At 55.9% G+C, this 17,613-nt stretch carries 18 protein-coding genes; 15 read left to right on the forward strand and 3 right to left on the reverse strand.

Annotated features, from left to right (window positions below; translation table 11 throughout):
• A partial coding sequence (locus tag CO671_RS28810) for a transposase (RefSeq protein ID WP_170965067.1) occupies positions 1 to 154 on the forward strand: 154 nt, incomplete at its 5' end.
• A gap of 483 nt (positions 155 to 637) precedes the next feature.
• On the opposite strand, the gene CO671_RS28815 is transcribed toward CO671_RS28810, so the two are convergent.
• Positions 638 to 1,405, reverse strand: coding sequence for an SDR family oxidoreductase (locus CO671_RS28815; protein WP_004671535.1), 768 nt, complete (start codon positions 1,403 to 1,405; stop codon positions 638 to 640).
• Between the two features lie 134 nt (positions 1,406 to 1,539).
• Here CO671_RS28815 and CO671_RS28820 point away from each other — a divergent pair, with 134 nt between their 5' ends.
• The 8 genes from CO671_RS28820 (at position 1,540) to CO671_RS28855 (ending at position 8,885) form a co-directional block, all read left to right on the forward strand.
• Positions 1,540 to 2,049 carry a flavin reductase family protein gene (locus tag CO671_RS28820; RefSeq protein ID WP_008534378.1) on the forward strand — a complete coding sequence of 170 codons (510 nt, stop codon included), beginning with the start codon at positions 1,540 to 1,542 and terminating at the stop codon, positions 2,047 to 2,049.
• A 72-nt stretch (positions 2,050 to 2,121) separates the two neighbouring features.
• Positions 2,122 to 2,529, forward strand: a complete 408-nt coding sequence (locus CO671_RS28825; RefSeq protein WP_004671531.1) for a carboxymuconolactone decarboxylase family protein — start codon at positions 2,122 to 2,124, stop codon at positions 2,527 to 2,529.
• Between the two features lie 60 nt (positions 2,530 to 2,589).
• Positions 2,590 to 3,711: an LLM class flavin-dependent oxidoreductase gene (locus CO671_RS28830; RefSeq protein ID WP_011053356.1), complete on the forward strand. Its 1,122-nt coding sequence runs from the start codon at positions 2,590 to 2,592 to the stop codon at positions 3,709 to 3,711.
• A 123-nt stretch (positions 3,712 to 3,834) separates the two neighbouring features.
• Positions 3,835 to 5,004, forward strand: a complete 1,170-nt coding sequence (locus CO671_RS28835) for an ABC transporter substrate-binding protein (RefSeq protein ID WP_004671529.1) — start codon at positions 3,835 to 3,837, stop codon at positions 5,002 to 5,004.
• Positions 5,005 to 5,081: 77 nt separating this feature from the next.
• Positions 5,082 to 6,299, forward strand: coding sequence for an LL-diaminopimelate aminotransferase (locus tag CO671_RS28840; RefSeq protein WP_026188837.1), 1,218 nt, complete (start codon positions 5,082 to 5,084; stop codon positions 6,297 to 6,299).
• 77 nt (positions 6,300 to 6,376) lie between these two features.
• Positions 6,377 to 6,709: a GFA family protein gene (locus tag CO671_RS28845; RefSeq protein WP_225881302.1), complete on the forward strand. Its 333-nt coding sequence runs from the start codon at positions 6,377 to 6,379 to the stop codon at positions 6,707 to 6,709.
• Between the two features lie 360 nt (positions 6,710 to 7,069).
• A complete protein-coding gene (locus CO671_RS28850) occupies positions 7,070 to 7,588 on the forward strand; it encodes an NAD(P)H-dependent oxidoreductase (protein WP_004671524.1) in 519 nt (172 codons plus the stop codon).
• 16 nt (positions 7,589 to 7,604) lie between these two features.
• A complete protein-coding gene (locus CO671_RS28855; protein ID WP_004671523.1) occupies positions 7,605 to 8,885 on the forward strand; it encodes a bifunctional 3,4-dihydroxy-2-butanone-4-phosphate synthase/GTP cyclohydrolase II in 1,281 nt (426 codons plus the stop codon).
• Between the two features lie 236 nt (positions 8,886 to 9,121).
• Here the strand turns inward: CO671_RS28855 and CO671_RS28860 are convergent, their stop codons facing one another.
• Positions 9,122 to 10,228, reverse strand: coding sequence for an NAD(P)-dependent alcohol dehydrogenase (locus CO671_RS28860; RefSeq protein ID WP_004671520.1), 1,107 nt, complete (start codon positions 10,226 to 10,228; stop codon positions 9,122 to 9,124).
• 364 nt (positions 10,229 to 10,592) lie between these two features.
• Positions 10,593 to 11,222, reverse strand: a complete 630-nt coding sequence (locus CO671_RS28865) for a 2,3-bisphosphoglycerate-dependent phosphoglycerate mutase (RefSeq protein WP_008534389.1) — start codon at positions 11,220 to 11,222, stop codon at positions 10,593 to 10,595.
• A gap of 255 nt (positions 11,223 to 11,477) precedes the next feature.
• Here CO671_RS28865 and CO671_RS28870 point away from each other — a divergent pair, with 255 nt between their 5' ends.
• From CO671_RS28870 to CO671_RS28895, 6 genes are read left to right on the forward strand one after another with little or no spacing between them, the layout of a single operon-like run.
• On the forward strand, positions 11,478 to 12,566 hold the full coding sequence (locus CO671_RS28870) for a substrate-binding domain-containing protein (protein ID WP_004671515.1): 1,089 nt from the start codon (positions 11,478 to 11,480) through the stop codon (positions 12,564 to 12,566).
• 55 nt (positions 12,567 to 12,621) lie between these two features.
• On the forward strand, positions 12,622 to 14,151 hold the full coding sequence (locus CO671_RS28875) for a sugar ABC transporter ATP-binding protein (protein WP_012489476.1): 1,530 nt from the start codon (positions 12,622 to 12,624) through the stop codon (positions 14,149 to 14,151).
• A 12-nt stretch (positions 14,152 to 14,163) separates the two neighbouring features.
• On the forward strand, positions 14,164 to 15,105 hold the full coding sequence (locus tag CO671_RS28880) for an ABC transporter permease (RefSeq protein WP_004671512.1): 942 nt from the start codon (positions 14,164 to 14,166) through the stop codon (positions 15,103 to 15,105).
• 5 nt (positions 15,106 to 15,110) lie between these two features.
• Positions 15,111 to 16,109 carry an ABC transporter permease gene (locus CO671_RS28885; RefSeq protein WP_026188838.1) on the forward strand — a complete coding sequence of 333 codons (999 nt, stop codon included), beginning with the start codon at positions 15,111 to 15,113 and terminating at the stop codon, positions 16,107 to 16,109.
• Between the two features lie 58 nt (positions 16,110 to 16,167).
• Positions 16,168 to 17,271, forward strand: coding sequence for an NAD(P)-dependent alcohol dehydrogenase (locus CO671_RS28890; RefSeq protein WP_004671507.1), 1,104 nt, complete (start codon positions 16,168 to 16,170; stop codon positions 17,269 to 17,271).
• A gap of 12 nt (positions 17,272 to 17,283) precedes the next feature.
• The gene (locus CO671_RS28895) at positions 17,284 to 17,595 is read left to right on the forward strand and encodes an antibiotic biosynthesis monooxygenase (protein ID WP_004671505.1); all 312 of its coding nucleotides are present in this window, start codon (positions 17,284 to 17,286) and stop codon (positions 17,593 to 17,595) included.
• Positions 17,596 to 17,613: the final 18 nt, after the last annotated feature.

Below are 17,613 nucleotides of genomic sequence, written 5' to 3' on the forward strand. Positions count from 1 at the left end.
CGAAATCAAGCGACGCACCGAGGTCGTCGGCATCTTTCCGAACGACGAAGCCATCGTCCGTCTCGTCGGCGCACTGCTGCTCGAACAGAATGACGAATGGGCCGTTCAACGCGCCAAGTATATGACGCTTGAGACCATGGCCCAAATGAGATGAGCCCCAAATCAGCCTGCCCCGCTGTGGCACGCTGATATCCCCTTCCGACCCATGTCGGGAAAGCACGGCCATCAGCCGCGACCTACACCACCTCCCGGGACACGATCGTATCACCTTGTATTCCGGACTAAACTTATGCCGACAGCGTTGCGATAGAGGGCATTCGGAACCAGCATGCGGCTATTCCGGAAGGTCGGCACTCGCATGACGTCATCTGACCGACATCGTGGGGTTATTCGACAAAAATTGCGAAATGTCCTTGATCCAGTTTCCGCTGTTAGATCTAGTTGTCGCCGGCAGTCCTTCTCCTTCTCTATCATATTTGCTGGAGCGTGCCGCAAGTCCGACAAGAGCTGCGCCTAGGCCAACAGCTCTGTGCTGTCATTGACGGGTTAGGAACACGTCAATGATCAACGAGGCTGGAGCCTTATACCCGGTGTTCCTGCCTCAAATGTAAGGGCATGACGAGTGCCGCCCTTTCCTTCACTTGACCAGGTGGTTTCCGATCGAGGAGCCGCCATCGACCGTCAGAATGCTACCGGTCGCGAACCTCGAACGATCGGACGCAAGAAAAAGCATTGCTTCAGCAATCTCTTCAGCTGTCCCCATCCGATCCATGACGGCACGGGCGTTGAAATCGCTGCGAAGCTTCGCGGGGTCCTTCGCTTCGGCGAAGATTTTCGTGAAGTAAGGAGAGTCGATTGTCCCTGGAGCGACCGCGTTGACACGAATTCCCTCTTTCGCATGATCCATGGCCATCGCGCGCGTCAGCGAAGATATTGCTCCTTTCGATGCTACGTAGGCAGTCCTGTCCGCGATTGCTGAGGTTGCGGTGTAGGAAGTCGTATTGATGATCGAACCTCCGCCGTTCCGTCGCATAACAGGAATGACGTACTTTGAGCAAAGGAAGATCCCTTTGACGTTTACGGACATAATCCGGTCCCAAGTTTCTTCAGGAATGGTCACCACATTCCCCGTCGTTCCGAACCCGGCATTATTGACGAGCACGTCGACCCGGCCCCACTTTGCGGTCGTCTTCTCAACCATGCTTTCCGCGTCCTTGGCGGACGAGACGTCGACGCGAACACCGAAAGCCTTCGAGCCGATCTCGTTCGCCACACGAACCGCGGCGTCTTCATTGACATCAGCAACAACCACATAGGCGCCGTTCTTTGCGAAAAGCTCGGCTGTCGCACGACCAATGCCGCTGCCGCCCCCTGTGACGATACAAACTCTTTGATTCAAATCCATCGACCATCTCCTCATTTTTGGGTGCCTTAGAAGACATTTTAGCAGACAATCTGTCAATTGTGAAAATCCAGTTGACAGATTGTCTGCTGATCTGTTTATCTAGGCTCGATCGAATTTGGCCGTGGGAGGACAATATGGCCGATACCAGCACTGAGGCGCAGTTGGCTTTTAAGGCAGCTATGCGTCGGTTCACATCAACCATCTGCTTGATCACGACCGAACTCAACGGGGTCCGTCATGGCATGGCCGCCACCGCGGTCCAGTCGGTTACCGCGGACCCACCAACTGTTCTTGTCTGCATCAACCAATCGGCTTCGGTGAATCAGCCTTTGAAGATCTCCGGGAAGTTCGCCGTGAACATGCTGCATCTTTCACATGCCGATCTTGTGCCGCTGTTCAGTGGGCAATTGAAGGGTGAAGAGCGCTTTCATTACGGCGAGTGGCTGTCTCTCGACGGCATGCCGGTCCTGTCCGATGCGCAGGCGGCGTTTGTCTGCAAGCTAAAAGATGTCGTTCACGTTGGAACGCATGATGTTGTGCTCGGAGAAGTGCTCGAAGCACGGTTCATCGAGTCAATCGCGCCGCTTCTCTACGAAAACGGTCAACTCGTCAGGTCGTCGTCCATCAGTGGATCGGCCGCATAGTAGGTGGCTTTAACCACCAATCACATCACTCATCGAAAGCCCAAGGGCGGCAAGGAGAAAAGCGTGAGCAATATGGCACCCGCAAGAGAAATTCATGGACGTGAAGTCACAGAGCGCTTTGAGCGCGGACTAAAGACCCGGCGCGAAGTCTTGGGGGGGGGCTATGTTGATGCGTCGGTCAGCAAAGCCACCGACTTCAATTGGCCGATGCAAACCCTCGTCACAGAATACTGCTGGGACGCGATTTGGAATCGGCCGGGCCTGGAGCGCAAGCAGCGCAGCATCCTCAATCTCGGGATGATTTCGGCCCTCAATCGTCCGCATGAGCTGAAACTGCATGTTCGCGGAGCAATCAACAACGGTCTTACCAAAGAGGAAATTCGGGAGGTTTTCCTCCAGGTTTCGATTTACTGCGGTGTTCCTGCGGCCATCGACAGCTTCCGCGTGGCAGCGGAAGTTTTCGACGAGATGGGCATCTAGTTATTCAACGCATTTGAGTGGGCTGAGCATCATCCGTTGCCAGCCCGAGGAGGGACTACAGTGACCGCACAAGACGATTTCCGCGCTGCCGGAAACCCAATGTTCAATGATAACAAGCTCAAGCTCGGCGTATTTGGCACGAATTGCTCGAATGCATGCGCGATTACGCTCGCTGAGACAACGTTCGAACCTACCTTCGACCACAACGTCGAGATTGCAAAGAAGCTTGAGGCAGCCGGTTGGGAATGCATGGTGCCGATTGCACGCTGGCGTGGTTTTGGCGGTCCTTCAAACTTCAATGGCGTGAACATGGATACGTTCACCTGGGCGGCCGCTCTCGCGGCGGTCACCACGAAGCTCCAGTTCTTCTCAACGACTCACATTCCGACGCTAAACCCGATTGTTGCAACCAAGATGGCGACAACAATCGATCACATCTCGAAGGGTCGATACGGCCTCAATCTCGTTACCGGCTGGTTCACTCCCGAAATGGAAATGTTCGGAGTTCCTATGATGGAGCACGACACCCGCTATGAATACGCCACTGAATGGATGGATATCGTCGAGACGCTCTGGAAACGCAATGGCGTTACCTTCGAAGGCGAGTTCCTCAAAGTCAAAGACGCCTTCAGTGAACCCAAACCCTACAACAAGGCGGGTCGCCCGCTCCTGATCTGCGCCGGCGCCTCGGGCAAGGGACTGCATTTCACCGCCAAGTTCTGCGACTTCAACTTCGGCTTCATGCAAGACATGGAATCCGGCGCTGCCTGGGTCAAAAAGGTGAAGGACCTGGCGCGTACTGAATATAACCGTGATCTTGGCACATTCACAGCTTGCCCCGTTATCGTTCGCGAAACGGAGAAGGAAGCAAAGGAATACTACGACTACTACGTCAACCAGAAGGGTGACTGGGAGGCATGCGAGAACATCTGTGAAGTTCTGCAGGTGCAATCTCAAAACCATTCTGCCGAAATGTATCAAAAATTCAAGGAACGCTTCGTCGCTGGCTGGGGTGGATACCCGATCGTCGGCAATCCAGAACAAGTCGCCGACAAGCTCGTGGATCTCAGCAATACAGGCGTCAACGGCGCCTTGCTGACAATGGTCGATTACAACGAGGAACTTCCCTTCTTTAACGACCGTGTCATGCCGCTGCTCAAGCAAGCCGGTCTGCGCAACTGAACCAGTCCTCGGGACGGCGATTGCCGTCCCGACACGAACTCTGCCAGATTCTGGCAGGATTTTCGCGGCTGGCGGCCAAAGGGGCCGGCGGTTGAGCGGAACCACAAGGGGAGGAGGCCCTGAATGCTGAAGAAAATCGTTGCAGCGCTTTTTACGCTGTCGAGCCTTTATCACATGAACGGCGTGGCGAAGGCTGACGGCCTCGATTCGTTGCCGCCGGACCAAAAGGCGCTTTACGAGAATATCGATCCCGCCATTCCGCTCGGGGGGACGGTGTACAAAGATTTTGTTCCAAAACGTCCACCGCCGTGGAAAATTGGTTATGCATCCACATATGCCGGTAATACCTGGCGCGCGAACATCCTGGACGAATTCACCAACGTATTGCTTCCGAGATATAAGGAAGCAGGCCTAGTCTCCGATCTAATCGTCACGCAGTCTGACCTCAAAGACGCTGTCCAAATCCAGCAGATGCGGCAGATGGTTGACGACGGTGTTGATGCGATCGTCATTTGCTGCTCGAACATTACCGCACTTAACAAGACCATAGAGTATGCTCATTCGAAAGGCGTGCCAGTCTTCTCAGTCTCGGGCTATGTCACATCACCCTACGCAATCAATGCCACAGAGAATAACACCGACGGTGGCTACAAGGCTGCTGAATGGCTTGCCAAGGAAATCGGTGAAAAAGGCAACGTCCTGATGGTATCGGGCATCCCCGGTTTCGCATCATCGGACAGCTTCGACATCGGCGCGAAGAACGCGTTCGATAAATTCCCCGGTATCAAAATTGTAGGCACGATAGCTGGCAAATGGACCGACCAGGTCGCCCAGGTTGAGGTTCAGAAGTTTCTTGCCACCAATCTTGCTGAGGTTAATGGCATTCTCGTTCAGTCCGCTTCAGAAAACGGTGTCGTGAACGCAGTACAGCAATCCGGCCGCGACATGATGCCTATCGTGCTCGGGGGTGAGGCTTCGGCAGCCTGCTACTGGCGTAAGAACCCTGATTTCATAAGCAAGAGCTTCCATTTCTGGCCGCCGCGGTCTGATGCCCGCCTTGTGTGGGACGTCATGATGCGAACGCTCGAAGGCCAGGGACCAAAGATCCAGTCGATTCTTCGTCCTGCGCTTCCTTACACCATTGATGACGTGAAGGAAGTGCTGAAGGAAGATTGCGATCCCAATTCCACGGATTGGATCGAGCCGAAGAACAACGGCTGGTGGCCTGCAGACGTCGCTGCAAACTACTTCGAACGTCCTGAAGATCCGTTAGCTTGGCGGCCGAAGAAGTAATGAATGTTCTCCGGAAGGAGACCTCCCAGCCTCCCGCGTCGGTTTCTATAATCGGCGCGGGAGGTATCTGCGATTTGATTGGAAATAGTGTGCTGGACTTTCACAGAATTCAACGTTTGCCGCCTTATGTTTTCGAACAGGTCAACCGTTTGAAAGCAAGCGCGCGAGCGGGCGGCGCCGATATCATTGATCTCGGCATGGGAAACCCCGACCTTCCCACTCCTCAGTCGATCGTCGACAAGCTGTGCGAGGTCGTGCAGGATCCGCGCACCCACCGCTATTCCTCCTCCAAGGGCATTCCGGGGCTGCGCCGTGCCCAGGCCGCCTATTATGCCCGCCGTTTCGGTGTCAAGCTCAACCCGGATACCCAGGTGGTCGCCACCTTGGGCTCCAAGGAAGGCTTCGCCAACATGGCGCAGGCGATCACCGCGCCCGGCGACGTGATCCTCTGCCCGAACCCGACCTATCCGATCCACGCCTTCGGTTTCCTGATGGCGGGCGGCGTGATCCGCTCGATGTCGGTTGAGCCGGATGAGAGCTTTTTCCCGCCGCTGGAGCGGGCGGTCCGGCATTCGATCCCGAAGCCGTTGGCGCTGATCCTCAACTATCCGTCGAACCCGACGGCCCTCGTCGCGACGCTCGATTTCTATAAGGACGTCGTCGCCTTCGCCAAGAAGCATGACATCATCGTGCTTTCCGACCTTGCCTATTCCGAGATCTACTTCGACGGCGCTCCGCCGCCATCGGTTCTCGAAGTGCCGGGTGCAATGGATGTGACCGTCGAATTCACCTCGATGTCGAAGACCTTTTCCATGCCCGGCTGGCGCATGGGCTTTGCCGTCGGCAACGAGCGGCTGATCGCGGCGCTCACCCGCGTCAAGTCCTATCTCGACTACGGCGCCTTCACGCCGATCCAGGTGGCCGCGACCCATGCGCTGAACGGCGACGGTTCCGACATTGCGGAGGTTCGCAACGTCTACAAGCGTCGCCGCGACGTCATGGTCGAAAGCTTCGGGAAGGCCGGCTTCGACGTGCCGCCGCCGGCTGCCACCATGTTCGCCTGGGCAAAGATCCCGGAAAAGTTCCGTCATCTCGGTTCGCTGGAGTTTTCCAAGCTGCTGGTCGAGAAGGCCGACGTCGCCGTTGCACCGGGTATCGGCTTCGGCGAAATGGGCGACGACTACGTCCGTCTGGCGCTCGTCGAGAACGAACACCGCATCCGCCAGGCTGCGCGCAACATCAAACGCTGGCTTAGCGGCGACGAGAAATTTGAAATCAACGTAATGAATCAGTGAAAGGATACCCGATGCCAATCTTCGGATCATGCCAATGCAAAGCGGTAACGTACCAGGTTCAGGAAATTGATGGACCCATGTGGAATTGCTTCTGTCAAACATGCCGGAAGTCACACGCCGCTGATCACAATACCGCTGCGAAGGTGAAAAGCGAGCACTTCAAGATCCTTACAGGCCAAGATACGCTTCATAGCTTCGAATCGACGCCTGGAAAGCTGCGGTGGTTTTGTTCGGTATGTGGCTCGCACGTTTATGCGGAGCGGCCGGCCAGCCCGGAGCTCAAAGTCGTTAGAGCCGGCACGTTCGATACCGATCCTGGAAGTGTGCCGATGTCAAACGTATGGGTATCGCATGCGGAACCTTGGCTCGCCCATGATCCATCGAAGGCAAGCTCACCAGAGTTCCCGTAAGTGACCGGGATACTACCTGTCGTAACTGAGGTGGAGCCACGGCGACCGTATATCAAGCGGCAACGCCTCATTCCGTGTCCAGGAGGTTCTAACGCAAACGTGCTGGGTCGGTAAAAGCGGCAGGGATTGCAGACAGTAGGTGCGCTTGCACGGCGAGCCCACCCATTGAGAGAATAAAGTCGTACGAGACAGAAGACTTCTGCGAAGCAATCCAGCCTTCGAGGTTGGGAAATTACGGGTTGTGAGGGCTCAGGACACCGCAGGACTATTTTTGCCCCCACGGGTCCTCAACGACCTCCATTGCGGTGTGAGTGAAAATTGTAAGATTGTCTTATGCGAGAATGTTGGGAGTCCTGTGACATGAAAGTTGTTGTAATAACGGGGAATTTATCGCGCCCCTCGAAAACCCGGGCCGTAGCAGACTTCATGGTGGATCGGGTGCGCGCGTCCGGCAACGAAGCAAGCTGCTGGGACCTTGTCGACCTTCATCCGCACCTTGGGGCAACAGTGTTGCCCTCCAGCGCCGCTGAGATTGTTAAAGCGGCACTCAACGATATTTTGGCTAGTGACGTGCTAGTTGTTGGTAGTCCGGTCTACAAAGCATCTTACACTGGGTTGCTGAAGCATTTATTCGACCTTGTCGACATGAAAGCGCTTAAGGGCCGCTATGTGATCCCTTTTGCAACCGGTAAAGCATCGAGTCACAAGCCGCTCGTCGAAGCCTCGATGGAAGCCTTATTCGACTTTTTCGAAGCGCAAATACATAGCCGTTTCATTTTCGCTCTCGATGAAGATTTTCAGAACGATGCTCTTTCTGAGAACCTGCGCGCGCTTGTCGACAGAGAGCTCGATGCCGCGCGTCGCGCCGTCAGCCCATAATAAGGAGGAGGATTCCATGTCTTTTTCGAGCATAGATGAGGCGATCGAGGCGATCGAAGCGGGCGAGATGGTTATCGTGGTCGACGACGAAAACCGGGAGAATGAAGGCGACCTAGTCGTTGCTGCCGAAAAAATAACAGCTGAGCACATCGCTTTCATGATGAAATATGCGAGAGGCCTTATCTGCGTGCCACTTCCAGCCGAACGTCTCGACAAACTCGAGATCCCCCTGATGGTCACACGTAATTCGGACTCACTGCAGACGGCATTTACCGTTTCCGTCGATTGCAAACACGGCACAACGACAGGGATTTCAGCCGAAGATCGAGCAGCAACCGTCAAGTCGCTCATCGATCCGCAGACGCGGCCGGAAGACCTATCGCGACCGGGTCACATTTTTCCTTTGCGTGCAAATCGTCTCGGTGTCCTGGGCCGTCCTGGCCACACCGAAGCTGCCGTGGATCTTGCACGACTTGCCGGCCTGGCGCCGGCTGGCGTAATCTGCGAGATCGCCAATGACGACGGAACCATGTCTCGACTGCCAGATCTCGAGAAGTTCGCAATCGAACATGGCCTGCACATAGTAACGATCGACGCTTTGATTGAGTACTGCAGGAGTCGTGATACGAGGGTAAAGCGTTACGCGCAGTCCTTTATGCCAACGCGGTTTGGGGATTTCAAGGCAATTGCTTATCGCGATAGTTTGACGGGAACTGAACACTTAGCTTTGACACTTGGCGAGTTGTGCGAGAAGGAAGACGTTCTGGTACGGGTGCATTCTGAATGTCTGACAGGTGAGGCGTTCCGGTCCATGCGATGCGACTGCGGTCAACAGCTCGAAATGGCTCTTCGGGCGGTCCAGTTAGCGGGCGCTGGTTGCGTGATCTACATGCGTGGGCAAGAGGGGCGTGGCATTGGCTTAGGAAACAAAATTGCGGCTTACAGCCTGCAGGATCATGGTCGTGATACTCTTGAGGCAAATCGGGAACTCGGCTTCGCATCTGATTCCCGCGAATATAACGCAGCGGCGGATATCATCCGCGACCTCGGTATCGGCAGCGTTCGGCTTCTGACCAACAATCCTACAAAAATAGAGGCGCTGCGAACGTCAGGCGTCATCGTGTCGTCTCGCCAGAGTCTGATCGCCGCATCTAGCGCGTCCAACATCACTTATTTTAAGACAAAGCGCGATCGGTTTGGCCACCTGTTGGACCAGGACACGTCAGCTGAACACGTCGGCCGGAGCAACGTCTTTTCAGTGTTTGGCGCGCAGGTGTTCTCTGGACCCCTTGGATAACGGAGCCGCCCTCGCCACTTACCTGCCGGTGATTGTAGGGGGCCGCCTTTGACCGGCAGAGTCCTAGAGCTTTTGCGTGGGCCCTGCCAGCACATCATTCGTGCAGGCCTATCGGAGTGATGTGGCCCGCGATTGCATCGAAAGCAGCGTTCGACCATATCTCGTCTTGAGCACGGCTGTTCCGACGGATCGCATTTAATCGCGGTCCGTCTTGTCTTTCGAAAAGTCTCGCAAAACTAATGCTTCATGCGAAGGATCGGCTTAATGACTTTGCCGCTCTCGGAATCAGCCATCGCCTCGTTGATCTGGTCGAGGTCATAGAACTGAACCAGTTTGTCGAACGGGAAAAGTCCCTGCTGCCAATACTCGATCAACTGCGGGACGAACTCGGACGGAACGCTTTGTCCTTCGACAACGCCGATCAATGTGCGGCCGAAAAGGAAGTTCCCGATATCGATCGTGCCTTCAGTGCCGAGAGCGGACGAGCCAACGAGACCGCATGTTCCCGGCGTACCAAGGCAGTCGACTGCCTGACGGAAAACTCGCGGCGAACTCGTGCATTCCAAGCTGAAATCAACGCCTGCGGGGACGATCTTCCTGATCGCGGCAACGCTGTCCAATTTGCGGGCATTTATCGTGTGCGTCGCCCCGAGTTCGCGCGAAAGTTCCAGCCGTTCATCGTTCAAGTCGATCACGATGATGGTCGCGCATCCGGCGATTTTCGCGGCCATCGTAGCCGCCATGCCAACCGCACCAGCACCGAACACTGCTATTGACGAGCCGGGCTTCGGCTTGAGGCAATTCAGTACCGCGCCAGCACCGGTCTGAAGCCCGCACCCGAGCGGTCCGATCAACTCGAGTGGAACATCCTTTGCAACCTTCACGGCGTTTCGTTCGCTGGCGATGGCGTAGGTTGCAAATGACGACTGCTCGAAGAAGCAGCCACTAATCTGTTTCCCGTGAGAATCATGGATCGGGCAGGTGCCATCCGGACGAGTGCCGCGGAAATTGCGACCGAAGAAGTCCTCGCAGTAGAAAGGTGTACCGGAAAGGCACTTTTCGCACTTGCCGCAATAGGCGTAGCTCAAAGCAACGTGATCACCGGGCACAAGATCTTTAACTGCGCTCCCGACGGCCTCGACGACGCCAGAGCCTTCGTGTCCCAACACAACAGGTTGAGGTACGTCATATCCCTGGTCCCTGACCACCAGGTCGGTATGACATACCCCCGATGCGACGATGCGGACCAAAATCTCGTCTGCACGAGGTTCCTCAATCCCTATGCACTCCAAGATCAAGGGCTTCGCCTTTTCGCGCGAGACCGCCGCATATGCCTGCTTCATGTAACTGTTCCTCCAAGGCTCACAACGCAATTCGCGCGAACGTACTCATCGTCAGACAATCAGTCAATAATTACTCTATTAAATTAGATCAGTTCAACCGGAGCAGGGCTGCATTTTTGCAAAGTCACGAGTGAACGCTGATTTGAAGTGATCAAAGGGTTCCGATGCATGTTCGAAAGGGAGCATGCGTCTTGTCCCGCTTTGGGCTGAAAGATCGGCAGACGAAAATTTAGTAGCAACGTGTGAGGCGAGCCGGATGGCGTCGCTTGCCGACGTCGAGCCGGTTCTGAAGGCTATCGACAGCTTCGAGACACCGGTATTGCCAAGTTCAACCGACTACAAACGATGCTACTGCCAGCCAGGCTTAACAGACAGTACCAACCAGGACGTTAGTCTTCTCGATGATCGAGAGGTCCGACGCAATCCGGTATACAGTTGGCGCGGCGGTCGGTGACTCAATAGCGAGCGTATCCTGGATCGTGAGGCGTTCGATGCCCTGCTTTAGTGACCTGATCGTATTCCCGTGGGCCACCACAAGAACCGATTTCCCTCTCAACAAGGGGGGGAACACTTCGCTTATCAAAAAGGGCAGAACCCTCGCGCTTATGTCCCGTATGCTTTCTCCCCCAGGTGGTGGAGTGCTGTACGAGCGGCGCCAAACCTGGACAACATCCTGGCCCCACCGCTCACGTGCCACGTTCTTGTTGATGCCGGTGAGCTGTCCGTAGTCGCGTTCGTTCAACTCGGTTCTCCTGATTGGCTCCAGCAGATCGCCGTTGGTTTCGTTCAAAATCGCTCTGCAAGTGTCGACTGTGCGCAAGAGGGCAGAGCTAAACGCAATATCGAACGAGATGCCGAGGTTCGCGAGCAGTGAGCCGGCTCGCCTGCTCTCAGACCAGCCCTCCTGTGTGAGCGGCACGTCGCTCGTACCCGTGAACTCCCCGCGCGCGTTCCCTTCGCTTTGGCCATGCCGGACAATCACCAGAGTGGACATTCATAACCCTCCCATCGATTTAGCGAACACGAATATTGTCGCACTATCGGACAATCCGTCAAGTGCGACTATGTGCAAGTGAAAACAAAACGATGTCGAAAAAACAAACGTCGAAGTTTATATTTATTGACAGATTGTCTGATAGCTCATACCAATGCACTCCGCCGTATTGAGGAGAGTCCGGCACGGCTTGGGAAGGCAAGGCTCTCGCCTTAACAGACAATGCCGCCCAGAGCGGCCGGAGGAGGAATTTTCATGAAGAGACGTACATTTCTACAAGCGAGCGGGGCAATTGCTGTAGCCGGCACGTTCGGAATGCCGGGGATTCTTCGCGCCGACGACGCGATCAGTCTCCTACCTGACACTTGGCCCTCCGAAGGCGCCAACCCAATTGTCGACGCGGGTAAGTTCAAGAAGTCAGGCCCGTGGAAGATCGGACACAGCCACTACGGCCTCGCTGGTTCAACGCATACCTACCAGACGGCGTTTGAAGCCGAATATGAAATAAAAAAGAACAAGGATCGGATCGCTGATTACCAGTTCCGGAGCGCTGATCTCAATGCCTCCAAACAAGTTGCCGATATCGAGGATCTGATCGCCCAGAAGGTCGATGCGATCATCATCGCACCGCTAACCACCGGTTCCGCCGTCGAGGGCATCAAGAAGGCAAAGGCTGCTGGCATTCCAACCGTAGTCTATCTCGGACGCGTCGACACCGAGGAGTTTACGGTTCAGGTCCAGGGCGACGACTTCTATTTCGGGCGCGTGATGGCTCAGTTCCTCGTCGACAAGCTTGGCAACAAGGGCAAGGTATGGGTTCTGCGTGGCGTCGCCGGGCATCCCATCGATGCAGATCGTTATGCAGGCGCCATGGAAGTCTTCAGCAAGTCTGGACTTCAGATCACGTCGACCCAGCACGGAAGCTGGTCTTATGAGGACTCAAAGAAGATCGCCGAAAGCTTGTATCTCTCCGACCCCGATGTCGCGGGCATCTGGACCGATGGAGCCAACATGTCTCTTGGCGTTTTGGATGCCTTGCAGGAGGCTGGCGCCTCAACGATCCCGCCAATCACGGGCGAAGCACTTAACGGCTGGATGCGTCGTTGGAATGACGAAAAACTTTCCTCGATCGGTCCGATTTGCCCACCCGCTCTGTCTACTGCCGCGCTACGGGCCGCCTTCGCCTTGCTGGATGGGAAGCCGATTCAGCGTAACTGGACGAACCGCCCCAAGCCGATCACCGACGAGACGCTCTCCCAGTTCTATCGCGCAGATCTCACTGATGCGTACTGGGCGCCGACCGAAATGCCGAACGAAAAGCTCCTTGATTATTTCAAGGCTTGATGAACTACGGGCACGATCACTCGTGCCCGTATCCCTGTCGAAGATGGAAATTCCCATGAGCACGCTTGTCGAGATGGTCGGCATCAACAAATCGTTTGGTTTCACGAAAGTCCTTTCGGACGTTCGCTTTTCCCTGGAACGTGGCTCCGTGCACGCTCTGATGGGGGAAAACGGCGCGGGGAAGTCCACCCTGATGCGTATTCTGGCGGGGGTATATCAGCCGGGCGCAGGAAGTGTTCGGCTCCGCGGGGAGGAAGTCAATTTCCGTTCCCCTAAGGAGGCACGGTTGGCGGGAGTGTCGACGGTGTTTCAGGAGTTTACCCTGATCCCCAATCTCACCGTTGCTGAGAACATGTTCCTGGGCCACGAACCTCGTCGCATTGACGGTTCGATCGATAGCGTCGAGGTAGTGAAACGCGCTCGCGCTTTGCTGGCTGACGTATTTCCACAGCTCGACGCAACCGCGATCGTCGAGACACTGACTGTCGCGCAGCAGCAGGCAGTTGAGATCGCGAAGGGACTTACGTCGAACGCGGACGTATTCATCTTCGACGAGCCAACGGCGGCGTTGAACTCGACCGATGTCGCGCATCTTTTCAAGGTTATCCGCGACCTTAAGGCTCAACATAAGGCTGTCGTCTACATCTCTCATCGCATGAATGAAGTCTTCGAACTATGCGACACCATCACCGTCATGAAAGATGGCGCTTGGGTAAGGACTGCAAGAGCGCAGGACTTCAACTTGCAAACGCTGGTAGCGACAATGGTTGGTCGCGAACTTCAGAACTTCTTTCCGCCGCGCTCGCAGGCCACCGGAGCGGCAATGCTGGAGGTTTCGGACTTGCGCCTCGACGACAGCAGCTCGACAGTCACTTTCGTTGTCAGAAAAGGTGAAATCATCGGGCTGGCAGGGCTCGAAGGACAGGGCCAGCGAGAGATAATGCGTGCCATTGTGGGCGTTGAATCGCCAAAGGCCATCGCCGTGTGGCGTGCCGGCCCCGACAACAGCATGCACGTGGTGAATGTAGGGTCAGGGTTCGCTCGCGCGGTCGCATCAGGAATCGGTTTTATCCCTGAGGACAGGAAGCAGGAAGGGCTGTTCCTGCGCCTGCCTATCTACGACAACATCGCGCTGGGAAAACAGCTCAATCGGAATATGGCAAGCGTTGCGTGGCGATCGGTGTCGAAGGTCCGCGAGGTGATCAAGTCGTTACGAGTTGCGGCCGCCGATCCCAATGCGCCCGTAGGTAAACTCTCGGGCGGGAATCAGCAGAAGGTGCTGCTGGGCCGCTGGTTGCTCTCCGGAGTGGACATCCTCGTTATTGAGGAGCCCACGCGCGGCGTCGACGTCGGTGCAAAGGCAGAGATTTACAGATTGCTGCGGGACTTCAGTGATCGTGGCGGTGCGGTCGTGGTTTCGTCGCGCGAGCACGCTGAGCTTATAGGGCTCTGCGACAGCATTTTGGTCGTTCATGACAGGAAGATCGTCGGGCAGATGTCCGCAGAGGGGGCGACCGAGGAAAGAATCCTCGAGACTGCGCTGGGGGCGAGTGCGTCACCGGATCCCCGTGCTGCGGTGCATTGAGGAGGATAACTTATGAATTCATTTGCCAGTCGCCTGAAGCTCCCTTATCGCGCGGGAGCGATCGGGCTTTCCATTGGAACGCTCCTGGTGATGGTTGTCGCCTCGGTAATATTATTGCCGGACTTCATGGATCCGGAGAATTTGTCTAATCTCCTGGCGCAATCGACGGTGCTCGTCATCTCGGCTCTCGGTCAGACGTTCGTCATTCTCACTGGCGGCCTCGACGTGTCGGTTGGGTCCGTCATCAGTCTAACGACGACGATCATGACGCTTGATCTTCCTGAGATAACCCGCGTGCTTATCTGCATCGCGGTGGCGATGGGGTTCGGAGTAGCGAACGGTTACGGTGTCGCGCGCCTCAATGTACATCCAATCATCATGACGCTGACAACAATGGGCATCGGCCAAGGTATCGCGTTGATCATTTTGCCAATCCCAGGTGGGCGCGTTCCGGAGTGGCTTTCCGGCTCGGTAGCCGGATCCATCGGCCCCGTACCTAACTCATTGTTTTGGTTGATCACGGCATCGCTCTTCGCATCCTGGATTCTCTATCGTCGTCCCTTCGGCCTCTACCTCTTCGCTTCCGGCGGCAATGACTTCAACGCACGGATGAACGGTGTTCCCGTCGAGCGCACCATCATCAAAGCGTATGTTCTTTCCGCTCTATTCGCATGCGCTGCGGGGATGTTTCTTGCAGGTCGCCTTGCATCGGGTGATCCTAAGGGCGGCGCTTCATTCGGGATTGAGTCTGTAACGGCTGCAGCATTGGGTGGGGTCCACCTCGCCGGGGGCATCGGAAGCATTGTGGGAACCGTCGTTGGCGCGGCGATCCTCGGGACAGTGAATAATGTGATGAATCTGGCCAACGTCTCTGCATTTCTTCAGTCGGTCGTCAAGGGTGTGTTGCTTCTCGTACTCGTCGTTTCGCAGCGACGCAAAACAATCGGACTTTGAAAGAGATGGACTTCTCGATGACCACATCAGACTCGAAAACTGAAGCACCATCTCGCTCATTGAGGGGTAAGAGCGCCATTTCGTGGATACTCGGGCTACCGCCCGCATACTATGTGCTCGCAATCCTGGTTGCGGTTGCTCCAGCAGTGAGCGCCACGCTCATAAATCCCAACTACTGGTTTGTAATCCTCAAGCAGTCAGCGCCGCTCGGGATCGCGGTGCTCGCCCAGTCGCTTGTCATGCGGGTGCGATCCATCGATCTCTCTGTCAGCGGTATTTTCGCGTTCGCGATTTATTTGGCCAGCTCGGGCCAGCTCAACAACTATCCACCGCTAATGACCGTCCTCATGCCTGTTGTGATTGGGCTAGCTGTGGGGGGTGTAAACGGAATACTCGTAGCATACGTGCGCGCTTCTGCCGTTATCTCCACACTAAGTGTTTCGGCCATTCTGATTGGGATCGTCCAATACATGAGCGCCGGCCGCGCGCCCGGTTCAACGCCAAGCTGGCTTCGAATACTTACGAGCGGCAATATCCACGGCCTTTCCTATTCCGTGGTCCTGTGGATCGTCATCGCCGCCCTGATTTCTATCGCATTTCGCTTTCTCATCGTCGGGCGTTACTTCAGGGCCGTCGGCGACAATCCGAGGGCGGCGGAAACTACAGGAATTCCGTTGGCACGTACGATTTTTGTCTCGCACACGCTCGCGGGCGCCCTGACAGGCATCGCGGCCCTGGTCCAGGTATCCGCGTTGGCGGTCGGCACCATCAAGCCAGGCTTCGACACCTTCATGAATGCGCTCGCCGCCACGATCCTCGGCGGTGTGACGTTCGGCGTCGACCGGGGCGGCGTCGCCGGGCCGTTCGTTGCCGTCGTTGCCTTCAGCTTCCTGTTCGCGATGCTGACCGTCTTCGGCATCCAGGAGCCGGGCAAGCTTATCGTCCAGGGCGTGATCATTGCATTTGCCGCAATCATCTACGGTGCGCGCGCGGGTCGCGTCTAGTCCGTCGGGCCGATCAAGTCATTCCCGTAGCAATTGCGGGAGAACGCAGGAGAATATAATGGTGAAAATCACTGCGGCTGTCGCCGTGAAGCCAAAGAGCCCGCTGGAATTCCGTGAACTCGAACTGGCTGACCCCGAAGGCAACGAGATCCTGGTTCGCACGGTTGCGAGCGGGATCTGCCACACGGACTTGCTGCTTCGCGACGGTATTTTTGGCCCGCCGGCACCGGTGATCCCGGGGCACGAAGGCGTCGGCGTCGTCGAGGCGGTCGGACCAGAAGTTCAGAGCCTCAAAGTGGGTGATCACGTCGCACTGAGCCAGAGCTCATGCGGATTCTGCGCCGACTGCCGCCGTTCTCACCCAATGAACTGCCAAAACTATACCCAGTACAATCTTACGGGGCTTCGTCCGAATGGTAAGAAGGCATTGCTCTGCGATGAAGTTGGCATTGGCAGCAATTTCGTGGGCCAGTCGTCCTTTGCGACGCATATCCTTGCGACTGAAAACAATGCAGCGCTTTTGCCGAAAACAGACCTCGACCTTACCGACGCTGCGCCACTCGGGTGCGGCATGGCAACGGGTGCAGGAACAGTGATAAACGCGATGAAGCCGGAAATAGGGTCGACGATAGCCGTTTTCGGCGCAGGTGCTGTCGGCATGGCCGCCGTGATGGCCGCCAAAGTTCGTCGGTGCAGCAAGATTATCATCATAGATCTGAATCAGCAGAGGCTAGACATGGCCATGGGGCTTGGTGCCACACATGCGATCAACGGCAAAGATCCCGACGTAGTCAACCAGATCCATGCGCTGACGGGCGGCGGTGCCGACTTCGCGATTGACGCAGTTGGCATCATTCCGGTTATTCTGAACTCGATCAAGTGCACCCGTGCCGGCGGGCACGTTGTCTTGCTCGGCCTCGACGCGCTCGGTAACGACATTCCCATCCCCCTCGATCTAATGGTGTTCAATCGCAAGATCCAGGGTGCGATCCTTGGTGATCAGATTCCACAGCTGTTCATTCCGCAGATGATGGATCTTAATCAGGCTGGGCTTTTCCCCTTCCAAAAATTGATCACCAAGTATCCCTTCGAGAAGATCAACGAAGCGATCGCGGACGCCGAAGCCGGGCGAGTGATCAAGCCGGTCGTCGTTTTCAATTAGGAGCCAGCGCAAATGACATCGAAGAAGTCAGAGGAACAGCACCTTGTCGTGGAATTCAAAACCACGTCCCAAAATCGAAATCGCGTAAAAGAACTCCTTCAGGAATTCATTGGACCCGCCCGCGAAGAGTCTGGTTGTCTCTACTACGACCTCTACCAGCGGTCGGACGATCCGAACACTTTCATCATCTTAGACGGCTGGCAGAATGAGGCGGCTGTCGTTGGCCATGGCGAACATCCTAATGTCAAGCGGGTGCTGGAGCCTCTTCTTCCACTGTTGGTGAGTCCACCGTCGATTAATGTAAATACCCGTATCAGCGACTGATCGGGCGCAATGGCCATT

The sequence above is a fragment of the Rhizobium sp. M10 genome, assembly GCF_002531955.1.
Classification (GTDB): Bacteria; Pseudomonadota; Alphaproteobacteria; order Rhizobiales; family Rhizobiaceae; genus Rhizobium; species Rhizobium etli_C.